Origin of the sequence: Phascolarctobacterium succinatutens, from assembly GCF_023497905.1 — a bacterium.
Lineage (GTDB): Bacteria > Bacillota > Negativicutes > Acidaminococcales > Acidaminococcaceae > Phascolarctobacterium_A > Phascolarctobacterium_A succinatutens.
Genome location: NZ_CP097284.1, coordinates 2,286,251 through 2,298,541 on the forward strand (window position 1 = coordinate 2,286,251; position 12,291 = coordinate 2,298,541).

Sequence of the window (12,291 nt, forward strand, 5' to 3'; positions counted from 1 at the left end):
TACCCCTTCTTTATAAGACAGCACGTATTTCTTTATAAATGATAATCAGCAGCAGCAAAGCCACCGAAACCAAAGCGGTTACACCGCCCGGCGCCGCACCCAGCCAGTAGGAGGTCACAAGGCCTGTGATAATAGCGATAAAGCTCAGCACCATGGCTGCCAGCATCGTTACCTTAAAGCCCTTGCCCAACTGTAATGCCGCCGCTACCGGCAGCGCAATCAGCGAGCTGATAACCAGAATGCCTACCACGCGGATGGAAACAGCAACCATAGCTGCCACCAGCAGAGCAAAGATATAATTAATCAAGCGCGTTTTTACGCCGGCAATTTTGGTGCCGTCCTCATCAAAGGCCAGCATAACCAGCTGCGGATACAAAAAGTAAACAGCAGCCAGCGAAATTACGCACAGCACTGCTACCGCCAGCACATCGTCAGGCGTTACGGTCAGAATGCTGCCGAACAAAAAAGCTTCTACATTAGTATGTACCATACCGCTGCTGATAATTGTAATCGCAATACCGACAGACAGCGATAGAATAATCACCAGTATAAGCTCCGCATAGCGGCGGAAGCGCTGACGCAAAACCTCAATCAGCACGGCAAACACGGAGGTTACGGCAAAGGCGCTGATAATCGGGTTCACCTTCGCCAGCAGGCCAACCGCTACGCCGGCCAGCGATGCATGTGCCAGCGTATCGCCAATCATGGAATAGCGGCGCAGCACCAGGAACATACCAATCATCGGACACATTAAAGAAATCAGCACAGAAACCAGCAGTGCGTTCTGCATAAAAGCGTATTCCAGCATTATTCCGCACCTCCTACATTATCCTGCATATATTCCTGAACATATTCCTGCGGATTGCAGAAATGACCATGACCGTTCATGACATGATACATTTTATCGGCATTACGCGCCGCAAATTTCAGGTTATGCTCTACCGTGATAATGGTAATACCCTGCTCATGCAGCTCCTGCATAAATTTATACAGCTCCTGCTGGCTCTTGACATCAATGCCTGTAGAAGGCTCATCAAAAATCAGCAGCTGCGGACTGCCCAGCAGTGCTCTGGCAATGAGTACCTTCTGGCACTGGCCGCCGCTCAGCGTACCAATTAAACGGTCACGCAGGTCATAAACATGCATCTGCTCCAGACAGCGACGTACAGCCTGCTTATCCGCTACTTTTAATATCCTGCGGTAATATTCCATTACCTCATATACGGTTATCGGGAACTGGCTGTTGAGAGTTTCAAAGCGCTGCGGCACGTAGCCGATGCTGCTAAAAGTATTCTTCAATTCACCTTTTGACGGCTCCAAGAGTCCCAAGAGCAGCTTTACCAGCGTACTTTTGCCGCTGCCGTTTTCGCCGACAATAGCAATATACTCGCCGTCATTTACCTGCATATTGATATTGCGCAGCAGCTCGCTGCCGGATTCATAGGCAAATTCTATATGCTTCAGTTCTATCATAGTGGCTCCTTCATTTACTCACGGCAGCCTACGCTGCCTTTTTGTTGCAGTAAATATTATAGCCCTCGCTCGGCAAATATGCAAGTCATTTGCATTTAGCTTGACAAGAAAGTTCACGGGTGTTATGATAAAATTCGTTATAATATGCAAATCATTTGCGTTTATTTGTGCTTAAATGAGGAGGAGAGCCTATGAAAAAGCTCAGTATTATTTTTTGTATTTGCACTCTGCTGCTCTGCAATCTGCTGGCAGGCTGCGGCAGCAAGGAGCCTGCACCTGCTGCGGACCATAAGCTGCGGGTTGTTGTAACCTTTAATGCTATGAAAGAATTTACCCAGGCAGTCGGCCAAGATAAAATTCATATAACTTCCCTGATTCCCGACGGCACAGAGCCGCATGATTTTCAGCCTACTACTAAAACTATGCAGGCGCTTAGCAAGGCAGACATCCTGATTTACAACAGCACAGGCATGGAGCGCTGGGTGGAGCAGGCAACGCAGGCCGCCGCCAATCCCAAGCTCGTCATTGTAGAAGCATCCAAGGACACCGACCGCATCAGCCTTACAGAAGCCGATGAAATCAGAGCGCATGGGCAGTATGACCCCCACACATGGCTGAGCCTGAGCTGCGCGCAGACAGAGGTAAAGAATATTGCCGAAGCACTGGCAGCCGCAGACAAAACCAATGCCGATTTCTACCGTAAGAATGCCGCAGAATACAATCAAAAGCTGAAGGCACTGCTTGCTGCCTATCAGAAAAAATTCAGCAAGCTGGAACAAAAGGACTTTGTCACCGGCCATGCTGCCTTTGCTTACCTATGCCGTGACTTCGGCCTGCAGCAGCAAAGCATCGAGGATGTTTTTGCCAGCGGCGAGCCGAGCGCACAAAATCTGGCCAAGCTGACAGCCTACTGCAAGGAGCACAATGTAAAAACTATCTTTGTTGAAGAAGCGGTAAGCCCCAAAACATCGGAAACACTGGCGCGTGAGGTTGGTGCCACAACGCAGGAAATATATACCATCGAAAGCAGCAACGGCGAGAAAACCTACCTTACCTGCATGGAAGAAAACCTGGACGCTATTTACAAGAGCCTGAAAAAGTAAAAAGGCTGCCATCTTAGCAGCAAAAAAAATTATCTACGCACAGCAAAACGCCGCGGCTTACGCAGCAGGTTGATAGCCTGCCGCAGCCACGGCGTTTTTACGTACACATCGCTCCGTCGACCGAGCCGGCAAAGCTGATTCACTTTTTATTTTTGGGCAGTACATCCTCATTCTTGGCCGAATAGGGATTGATATTTTTCAGCTGCTGATTGGGACGGAAATTATCGCGCGCCGACGAGCCCCAGATAATCATCCAGGTCAGAGTAAAGCCCATCAGGAGCCACAAAACAGCCATAGCCGCCGCCGGATACCACGAAAGATTGAACCAGTAGCTAAAGCCCCAGAGCAGCACCGCAATAAACCCCCATTCCCAGTTCACTATCAGGTTGGCAATAAAGCAGATAAAAAAGCCTGAATTTATAGTCGTTCTGCGCATAATAACCTCCCTTTTACAAAAAGCGGCCGCGATAAACAATCGCAGCCGCAAAAGTTTCAGCTCATTATAATATCAGTAGCTGCCACCGCCGCCGCCATGATCATCATCAGAAGAGCTTTCGCTTACAGAACCATCATCACTGCTACCACCGCTGGATTTAGACTTCGGAACAGCAGAAATGTTGGTGTACAGATAAGTATCATTGCTGTGCGTCAGCGCAAAGGTTTGCTTATCCAGATAAGCATTTGCTTCAACAGCCTCTTGGACATTGCTCATACCACTAATAAGCAGAGCACGGCAGCCATAGGCAACAGCACCGCCGATACCGGCCGCAATTACTAAAGCAAACCAGTTGAAGCCTGCATTAGGATTCCACGGCTCGCCTTCCTTTTCGTAATACTCAAGGAGCTCGCCTGCTTTTTGAGCATAGGTAATGTAGCCTTGGGCATAATCATTTTTCTTGAACTCTGCAACCATCGGCTTGCTCATATACTCAATGCCTTCATTGCCAACGATAACCTGCTTCAGCTGTTTATCGGTAGCAATGTACCATTTACGGGTATTGGTAACCTGCAGCAATACCATATTGCCCTTTTGACCGTCATTATAAACGTCATCGAGCAGCTTATTGGCATATTCGCCGGGAACGGCATCGCCAATTGTCTTCATGGTTACAACAGCAATGCGCACATTATGCGCCTGCTCCTGCTTGTGCAGCTCTGCCAGAACCTCCTGACGCTGCTGCGGCGTAAGAACCTTGGCGTTATCCACCAGGCTGGGCGCAGCAAAGGCTGTTACACTGGCTAACATAAGGGCTGCCAGCATGGTTAAGATTGCAAATAACTTTCTCATTCCGGCACCTCCTTATAACATGAACTTCACAATGAAGTAGCTGATAATTGTTACAATAATAAAGGTCAGGGCAGTGTAATTACGCAGCTTGCCATAGTCAATCGGCAGACTGCCGACAACCTTACCCGTCTGACCGTTCATCATAAAGGTATAGGGCTTACCCTCAAAGCGTGTGGACAGAATCCATACCGGCACCATTGCATAATGCACGGCATTTTCATCCTTGATAACTGCGCAGTCACCGTTGCTGGTTACACGGGTATAGCCTGTAACGGTATCTGCCAGGCAACCCTCGGCACTTTTGACAACGCGTGCGTCCGCGCGTGTTACAGCAGCCTCGGCATCCACATCATACTTATCTGCCAAAAAGCCTGTCAGATAAGCGGTGCTGAAGGGAACCATCTCTTTGTAATCGAATGGCTCGATGCTTTCCATAAAGGTATCGTCCATCTTCTCGCTGCCATCTACAGGGATGCGCTCAAAGGACATGGTGCCTTCACGCTCGCAGTTATAGACAACGGTAGTAGTGATAACCTCATCATCGGTTTCATAAACACTGTCGCTGGCACCTTGATAGCTGCCGCTGGCGCTAACCTTGGAGTCAAACAGCCAGAACGGTACATACATCGCCTGGATATCCTCCACACGATTGTTGGCCGTAAAGGAGTTAGGCAGCAGGGTTCTTCCCTTATAGAATTCCTTGAGGGCAGCAACAGCCTGCTCTTTGGTTTTCTTGAAGGGGATGATGAAGTCCGGCTTCAGCATACCTTCGAAACGGCTCGGCAGCATGGTCGGGCTGCCGCAATAGCAGCATTCTGTTGCCATGGTGTTGCCATCGCTCACAATCTGCGCACCGCAGCTGGAGCAGGTAAACGCCTTCATCTGCTCTGCTTCGTCAGCTTCCCATTCACTGCCGGCAGCAGAGGTATCCCACTTTGCCTCCTTGGCAGCCTGCGCTTTGGCAGCAGCGACTTCCTTGGCGGCATACATTTCTTCTATAGTCTTAACTTCCAGTTCGGTACCGCAGTATTCGCAGGTCACCTTATCATGACCGGGCAAAAACGTCAGCGGCGCGCTGCAGTTAGGGCACTTATAGCCTACAGAGGTTTCAGCCATAATATCACCTCGTTAAAATATAGTTATGCAATTTTGATTGCTCCCGCTCCCCCTTTAGTCGCCTATTTCGACATCTTGCCTTCCACTCATGAAAGGTGGTTGTACATCGCAATTAAATATCGTTCCAGTCAGAAGCAATTTTCCCGTGCCTGAGGGCACAACGCAAATTTCGTGTGGAACCAGGACGAAGCTTCGGTAAAATTTGTCAGATAGTAACAATATGTTACGTCCCCTCGCTTAGCGGTTCGTGTCAAACCAATCAGCTGCGCTCTTTGAGCTTGCTTCTTGGGACACTATCGCATGGCGCACATGAGCCAATAAGCATCGTCCTGTGGACTCGCTTCTTGGATGCGCACGCATATGGTTCCGGACACTTATTTGCTAAAATTGCTATTCCTTGCACGATATGTTAATTGCTCTCTAAGGCTTTCGATTCACCCATTGTTTTTTTGCTAACCGTCTTGCCTTCCCCTCGGGGAAGGTGCCGAACGCAGTGAGGCGAAAGGGGGCAGCATAGGAGCATACATCATGCTTACATTCGCATCTGACGCAAGCTATTAATATATGAGGTTATTGTTTGTCGTTATCGTCGAAAATATCGCCGCACTCAGGGCAGAACTTAGGCGGATGGTGCGGATCTGGCGGCTCCCAGCCACACTTATCGCACTTGAACAGCGGTGCTCCCTCAGGCTTCTTGCTGCCGCATTCAGCGCAGAACTTGCCTTTGTTTACAGCGCCGCAGCTGCAGGTCCAGCCATCCTCTGCCGGTTTGTCTTCCGGCTTCTTGCTGCCGCAGTTAGCGCAGAACTTACCGGTATTGTTAGTGCCACAGCTGCAGGTCCAGCTTCCCTCTGCCGGTTTCGGCTCAGGCTTCTTGCCGCCGCAGTTAGCGCAGAACTTACCGGTGTTGGTAGTGCCACAGCTGCAGGTCCAGGAATCTGCTGCCGGTGCTGCTGCCGCAGGGGCGGCAGGGGCGGCCGGCGGCGGAGTAGGAGGTTGCGGCTGTTGCGGATAAGGCGGTTGTCCGTAAGGAGGCTGTTGGCCGTAAGGATTCTGCTGAGCATACATCTGCTGCTGTTGTCCTTGGGCAAACAAGCCAGCCACATTTGCGCCACCGGCCATTCCGGCCATATTCATGCCAACAAAGCCGCCCATTGCACCCATGCCGCCTTCATTGCCAGCTGCAATACGCATAGCGTCTGCAGTAGCACCAGCCATAGCTGCTGCTGCACGGTTCGGATTGCTGAGCATCTGGATATCTTTCAGACGTTGAGCATCTTCCTCAGACATGGTTACGCTTGCCAGTGCGAAGGAATAAACCTCTACACCGCGGCGGTCACGCCATTGGTCGCTCAAATCTTCGTTCAAAGCGTTAGCGATTTCTTTGCCATGACGCGGCAGTGCGCTGTAACGCATACCGTTTTCTGTGAGCGTACCGAGGGCAACGCCCAGGCTCATCATGAGCTCGCTCTTCATCTGGCTGTCAATCTGGTCACGACGATATTCGTCAGTGATATTGGAGCATACATTGGTGTAGAACAGCAATGGATTGGTAATCTTGTAGCTGTATTCACCGAAGCAACGGATGCCAACTTCCCAATCAATGCCTAAGTTGTTATCAATCAGGCGTACAGGAATCGGCTGAGCGGTGCCAAACTTGTTGCCGTAAATTTCCTTCATATTGAAGTAATATACGCGCTGATCCTTGCCGGGGTCACCGCCGAAGGTGAAACGTTTACCGATCTGACCGAAAATTGCCTTTACATTATCCTTCAAATCGCCGGTAAAGATAGACGGTTCAGTAGAAGTATCATATACATATTCGCCGGGCTCGTTGCACATATCTACAACCTTGCCTTGCTCAACGATAATCATGCACTGACCTTCGTTGACAGCAACAACGCTGCCATTACTGATGATGTTGTCTTCTGCAGAAGTGTTGGAGCTGCGTCCTTGGCTGGACGTACGCTTCATGCCCTTGGTTACCAGAACCTCGGGAGGCATGCTTTCGCAATAGAAAAACTCTTTCCATTGGTCGCCCAGTACGCCGCCTACAGCGCCCATTGCCGCTTTAATTAAACCCATAATACAACCTCCTTTTGTATCACTAAAAAATTAACAATTATATTTTATCAAAACCCGCTTAATATTAACAGGTCTTTGAATAAAACAGCTGTAAACTTATCAGCCAAGAAATTGTAAAATATTTATCTTATCCTTATCTGTAGTAAAAAACTATTCACTAATACTTTGATTTGTGATAAACTAACTCAAACTTCGCACACGGAAAACATCCCGTATGCCTTGATAAATCAGCTTGAACTGAATGTCGAAAGCCATTCACGCACACTTCTGTGCACGCAGACGACTCATCCAAAGAGCGGGCAGATCGTTCAGGAATCGTTCCAAGAGCGATTCGACCAGCAAGACTTCTGACGGATATTCTGCCCGAAGCTGCTCCGCAAACTCCTGCAACACGAGGCGAAGCGCTTCCATGTACTTCAAGTCCGGAAGCTCATCAAGCCCCAGATAGAAGAGCTCGCCGAGGCTTCGCCCATCCGTGTTCTCACGTTCCTCGACAGCCAGGAGCATATATCGTGTGCAGACGACGGCGACATGCGCCGTCATCGCATCGTAGGAGACGGAACGACAATCCTTGCCGAGCCGCAGGTAGGACTTGCACGCTTTGAAGAACACCTCGATGCCCCAGCGCTTCCCGTAGAGCTGGATGACTTCTTCCTCCGAAAGCGAGAGGTCTGTCGTGACGAGGACGAGATAATCCTTCCGCTTGTTGCGGTTCCGCACGAAGACCAATCGCACAGGCACGAGGGATTCTCCCTGTTTCGTCGCGACAGCATCGACGGACAGGAGGTAACGCGAGCGTCCGCGGCGTTTCTTGTGTTCCTTGTAGATGGCCTTGACGTTCGAGATCTTCCCTTCGCAGGGGTAGCGCACCTTCTTGCTCTTCTTTGCCATAGCGGTGACGTCATAGCCGAGGTCATGGATGGCTTTCAGCGACGACGGCGAGCAGAACCATGTGTCGAAGAGGACGTACTGCGCGGGGATTCCTGTCGCCTTGACCTCCTGCAACAAATTGAGGACGACGGCTGGCGCTTCCATCTGCGCGAGCTTGCGCTGCTTTCCGCCGTTGCTTCTTGCATCGACGGATGCGCTGGCCTCATTGAGCCGGTTCTTTTCCTTCGAGGTTGAAAGAAGGCAGAACGTGAGTGGCAGGAACGTGTTCCCGTCCGTCCAGCCGAGGACGAGCAGGCGGAAGCCCTTCGTATAGCGGCGGCTCACATGGTCGTAGACGTTCGCCAAGAGTTCCACGCGCTTGGAACGCGAGCGGCTGAAGAGCGAATCGTCGACGACGATGGCACAACGCCGGCCGGCATCCGTCAGCGGCTTGATGGTTTCGTTGATGATCCGCGCCGCAAGAAGCAGCGTGAACTTGCGCCAGTTCGTGTGGCAGGAGTTCAAGAAGCGGTAAGCCGTGTCCTTGCCGAACGGCAGCGAATCCTCGTGAAGTCGGCGCTGCATATAGAGCGAGCGGTTCTCGAAGATGATGCTTACGAGCACGAGGAAAACGAGAATGGAGGAAAATCCTTTGAGCTTGCAAGCGTTGGCCGCGCGCAGAATCTGGCCGACATGATAACGACGGAAGAACGCCGAAGTTTTCTTCGAGATGGATTCCATCTGCTGGGTGGTTTGTGATATACTTTTCATAGCATGAGCCTCCGGTGCTTGGTATGTTTTTGAGCCAACATAATTATACCAAACTGGCAAGACTCATGCTATTTTTCTGTTTACAAAGCCTGGACTTTCAAGGGGTGCAGGGGATTTTTACCTGCGAAGTTTGAGAAACTAATTGTTAGACAATCTTTGTAAATTATCTGTGCAGGTAAGCTGTTTTCCGCTTCCTTGCCTTAAGTTTAATATAAAAATTGCATTTCGTCACTACACTAAATGGCGATTTCGGGTAGGATAAGGGTAAATTTTCCTTATTTTTACCTTTTTTCTCTAAAAATACTCTTTCAGGAGGTTTTTTCATGTCCGTTGTATCAAAAAAATTTTCTGCTTCCTTATACAGTATGTTGGTGCTGTTACTGCTCTGTCTTGTTACCGCTTTCAGCAGTGGCTGCGGCAGTAAGGCATCACTCGACCCAGCCAAGCCGGTAACGCTCACCATCTGGCACGTTTACGGCAACCAGACCAATTCCCCATTTAATGATACAATCGAAAAATTTAATGCCTCTGAGGGTAAGGCCAAGGGCGTCATTGTCAAGGTTGCTTCCGTGAGCAGCTCCAATGTTATCGACAAAGCTTTATTCGCCTCTGCCAAACAGGATCCCGGCGCTGTGCCGCTGCCCGACCTTTTTACCGCCTATCCGCGTGTTATCCCCGCAATGCACGATAAGCTGCTGCATTGGGACAAATATCTTGATAAAGAAGATTTAGCTGTTTACCAGCCGGAATTTTTAGCCGAAGGCTATCAGGATAAGGAGCTTCTGATGCTGCCGGTAGCAAAATCCACCGAGCTGCTTTTTGTAAACCAGACATATTTTGACCGCTTTGCAGCGGCAACAGGTGCCAGCACCGAGGATTTTGCCGATTATGACAAGCTTTTTGAGCTCTGCCGCAAGTATTATACCTGGACCGGCGGCAAAAACATGTGCCAGCTGGACGATTTCTATAACTATTACCTGACGAGCATGGCTTCCTTAGGCGACCCGTTAATCAAGGACGGCAAGCCGGACCTTGCCAGCCCCAACTTCAAGCGCATCTTCCGTGCCGCAGCCGAGCCTGCTATCGCCGGTGGTCTGGGCATTGAAAAGGGTTATGCGGCCGATGCCTGGAAAACAGCCGATTTAATCAGCAACGTCGGCTCCACCGCCGCTATTCTTTATATGCGTGATTACGTCACCAATCCTGACAACACGCGTGAAACTATCGTTACCAACTATTATCCCTGCCCTGTTTTCAGCGGTGGTAAGGTAACACTGCTGCAGCGCGGTGTAGGATTATTAGCCATCAAAAGCACAGACGAACGCAAAAACCTTGGTGCCGTTGTTTTTGCAAAATGGCTGGCGCAGGAAAACAGCAATTTGAATTTTGCAATGCAAGCGGGCTACCTGCCAACCAATAAGGAAGCACTGCCCAAACTGCTTAATAATCCGCAAGATGTGCATAACTTCAACTATCGCAAGCTGTATACCTGCATGCAGCAGGTATACAAAAAAGGCACCTGGCTGCATCTGCCGCACAAGGCCGCCAAAATTCAGCAGAATCTGGAATACGGCAGCAAAAACATTCTGCGCGCTGCCCATCAGCAATATTTACAGGAAATTGCCGGTGGTGCCAACCCACAGCAAACGCTTGATAAATTAGTAGAAGAAAGCTATCAGAAGCTGCTGAATTACAAGCAATAAGCCAAAAAATCCTACCAAGGAGGCTCTTAATGCTCAATAAGCTCACCAAAATAAAAAGATTGCTGCTTATAGGCAAGGAAATATGGCATAACAAACGCTCTATGCGCGGCCGTTTCATTATTTACCTGCTGTCACTGGTGCTGCTGGCAGGTTCTGCTATGCTGATCCTGTTAAACGTTATCGGCATAGTACAGCCGCCTAGCCATGATATCGACCGCTTTCTTGAATATGAGCTTAACACCCGTACCAACGATATCAAACGCCAGATGAACGCGCTGGCTGCGCACAATATCGATTTGTCGCAACAGCTGCAGAATGATATCGACCGCGTTATGCTGGAGCAGGGCATTTACAATAATTATGATGCCTTGAACAACAATCCCGAGGCTTTGACAGCGATTCAGCAAGCAACCTACCAGACTCTTGCTGCCAAGATGCAGCAGGCTCCGGCCAGCGGTGCCTTGTATCTGATTAACGCTAGCGTCAACACGAATCTGTTGGAACCAACCTATAACGGTCTTTTTCTCAAATTTACCAATATCTATTCCGAAAACACTCTTTTCAATGAAACATGTATGTTCCGCGGCAACCCTCAGGTTGCCCGCAATAACAACATCAGCCTTTACAGCACCTGGCAGCTGGAGCTTAATGTCCACGCTTATCCGCAGGCCGATAAGCTTTTGCATGCCAAGGAAAATAATATTTCCCAACAATATATCCTGACAGACGTTGCCCACCTCAAAGAAAGCTGGGAGCAGTCTCGCCTTTTCCTAATGCCTATTAACAGTAATAACGGCAGGATTATCGGTATCTGCGGCTTTGAAATCAGCAGCGTTTACTTCCAACAGCGCACCAAGCAGGCCAATTACAAGGGGTATCCGCTGATTACCGCTATTCTCGATAAAAAGGCGGACAACGAATACCAGGGACAGCTTTCCAATCCGGCCTCCTTCGTCAATGCTAATATAAAAATGAGCTCCGACGGAGAGCACGAATTCTTTACCGCAGGTCAGGAAAGCTTCATCGGCTACACCGCACCCCTGAAAGTCGGTGCCTCTGAGCACAAGGTAGCAGTCATGCTGCCTGCCGACAGCTATTATCATCTGCAGCAGCAGGCTAAAATGCGTCTGCTGATAATGCTGGGTATTATTCTGCTGCTTTCATTGCTGTCTGCCGGTTATTTCAGCAAAAGATATGTAGACCCGCTGGTAGCGGATTTGCAGCAGCTGCAGCAAAACCCCGACGCTCCTCCGCAAGCCAATGTGCTGGAGCTTAACCAGTTCTTTGAATTTCTGCAGAGTCATTCCGAGCAGCAGGCCGAAAAGCTGCGCCAGCTGCAAAGCGAAAATAATCAGGTACAAAAGCAGTACGGACTGGCTGCCATGCGTCTGCAGGAGGCACAGGAAAAGCAAAAGCAGACCGCCAACCAATATATTCATCTGGAGGAACAGCTTGCCGCCCTGCAGAATGAAATTCAACAGGTACGCCTGCAAATGGAGCAGACGCAGCAAGAAAAGCTGCAGGCTCAGCAGGAACGCGAACAAGCGCAGCAGCAGTTTAACTTTGCCCAAGCTGCTTTGGAAAAAGCCATTGAAAAGAAGCTGGAATCCGTCGATCCCGACAGTTATCAGATGTTTATCGATAATCTTACTACGCTGACACCTAAGGAGGAGGACATCTTTAACCTTTATGTACAAGGCTGCTCTACCAAAGATATTATCAGCCAGCTTGGTATTACCGAAAACACCTTAAAATATCATAATAAAAATATCTACAGCAAGCTGGGTGTAAAAACCCGTAAGGAGCTGCTGCAGTATATCGAACTGATGCGCAACGCAGAGCATTGACGCACCAAAGCAAGCAAAAAGCCTCCGGCGAGTTT

The 12,291-nt window shown here is 49.5% G+C and carries 10 protein-coding genes; 3 read left to right on the forward strand and 7 right to left on the reverse strand.

The window, feature by feature from the left end; translation table 11 throughout:
- Positions 1–10: 10 nt before the first annotated feature.
- Entirely contained in the window at positions 11–808 is a 798-nt protein-coding gene (locus tag M5E81_RS11035; protein WP_009145511.1) for a metal ABC transporter permease, read from the reverse strand.
- On the reverse strand, positions 808–1,473 hold the full coding sequence (locus M5E81_RS11040; RefSeq protein WP_249747521.1) for a metal ABC transporter ATP-binding protein: 666 nt from the start codon (positions 1,471–1,473) through the stop codon (positions 808–810). Before M5E81_RS11040 ends, M5E81_RS11035 begins: the two co-directional genes overlap by 1 nt.
- Before the next feature lie 191 nt (positions 1,474–1,664).
- Between M5E81_RS11040 and M5E81_RS11045 the strand changes: the two genes are divergently transcribed.
- Positions 1,665–2,576: a metal ABC transporter substrate-binding protein gene (locus tag M5E81_RS11045; protein WP_249747522.1), complete on the forward strand. Its 912-nt coding sequence runs from the start codon at positions 1,665–1,667 to the stop codon at positions 2,574–2,576.
- Positions 2,577–2,715: 139 nt separating this feature from the next.
- Here the strand turns inward: M5E81_RS11045 and M5E81_RS11050 are convergent, their stop codons facing one another.
- From M5E81_RS11050 to M5E81_RS11070, 5 genes are all read right to left on the reverse strand, one after another.
- Positions 2,716–3,012: a hypothetical protein gene (locus M5E81_RS11050; RefSeq protein ID WP_040565080.1), complete on the reverse strand. Its 297-nt coding sequence runs from the start codon at positions 3,010–3,012 to the stop codon at positions 2,716–2,718.
- A gap of 72 nt (positions 3,013–3,084) precedes the next feature.
- Positions 3,085–3,864, reverse strand: a complete 780-nt coding sequence (locus M5E81_RS11055; protein ID WP_249747523.1) for a TPM domain-containing protein — start codon at positions 3,862–3,864, stop codon at positions 3,085–3,087.
- A gap of 12 nt (positions 3,865–3,876) precedes the next feature.
- Positions 3,877–4,980, reverse strand: a complete 1,104-nt coding sequence (locus M5E81_RS11060) for a TFIIB-type zinc ribbon-containing protein (RefSeq protein ID WP_009145506.1) — start codon at positions 4,978–4,980, stop codon at positions 3,877–3,879.
- Between the two features lie 570 nt (positions 4,981–5,550).
- Positions 5,551–7,065 carry an SPFH domain-containing protein gene (locus M5E81_RS11065; RefSeq protein ID WP_009145505.1) on the reverse strand — a complete coding sequence of 505 codons (1,515 nt, stop codon included), beginning with the start codon at positions 7,063–7,065 and terminating at the stop codon, positions 5,551–5,553.
- A 255-nt stretch (positions 7,066–7,320) separates the two neighbouring features.
- A complete protein-coding gene (locus tag M5E81_RS11070) occupies positions 7,321–8,706 on the reverse strand; it encodes an IS4 family transposase (protein WP_249747014.1) in 1,386 nt (461 codons plus the stop codon).
- A gap of 323 nt (positions 8,707–9,029) precedes the next feature.
- On the opposite strand from M5E81_RS11070, the gene M5E81_RS11075 reads away from it, so the two are divergent.
- Entirely contained in the window at positions 9,030–10,409 is a 1,380-nt protein-coding gene (locus M5E81_RS11075) for an ABC transporter substrate-binding protein (RefSeq protein WP_050787110.1), read from the forward strand.
- Positions 10,410–10,438: 29 nt separating this feature from the next.
- Positions 10,439–12,256 (forward strand): response regulator transcription factor, encoded by a 1,818-nt coding sequence (locus M5E81_RS11080; protein WP_249747524.1) that lies wholly within the window; start codon positions 10,439–10,441, stop codon positions 12,254–12,256.
- Positions 12,257–12,291: the final 35 nt, after the last annotated feature.

Bases quoted from the DNA above. Each gene is read 5' to 3' on its own strand.
- M5E81_RS11065 (WP_009145505.1), bottom strand. From the start codon at position 7,065: ATGGGTTTAATTAAAGCGGCAATGGGCGCTGTAGGCGGCGTACTGGGC.
- M5E81_RS11080 (WP_249747524.1), top strand. From the start codon at position 10,439: ATGCTCAATAAGCTCACCAAAATAAAAAGATTGCTGCTTATAGGCAAG.
- M5E81_RS11035 (WP_009145511.1), bottom strand. From the start codon at position 808: ATGCTGGAATACGCTTTTATGCAGAACGCACTGCTGGTTTCTGTGCTG.
- M5E81_RS11045 (WP_249747522.1), top strand. From the start codon at position 1,665: ATGAAAAAGCTCAGTATTATTTTTTGTATTTGCACTCTGCTGCTCTGC.
- M5E81_RS11060 (WP_009145506.1), bottom strand. From the start codon at position 4,980: ATGGCTGAAACCTCTGTAGGCTATAAGTGCCCTAACTGCAGCGCGCCG.
- M5E81_RS11070 (WP_249747014.1), bottom strand. From the start codon at position 8,706: ATGAAAAGTATATCACAAACCACCCAGCAGATGGAATCCATCTCGAAG.
- M5E81_RS11040 (WP_249747521.1), bottom strand. From the start codon at position 1,473: ATGATAGAACTGAAGCATATAGAATTTGCCTATGAATCCGGCAGCGAG.
- M5E81_RS11050 (WP_040565080.1), bottom strand. From the start codon at position 3,012: ATGCGCAGAACGACTATAAATTCAGGCTTTTTTATCTGCTTTATTGCC.
- M5E81_RS11055 (WP_249747523.1), bottom strand. From the start codon at position 3,864: ATGAGAAAGTTATTTGCAATCTTAACCATGCTGGCAGCCCTTATGTTA.
- M5E81_RS11075 (WP_050787110.1), top strand. From the start codon at position 9,030: ATGTCCGTTGTATCAAAAAAATTTTCTGCTTCCTTATACAGTATGTTG.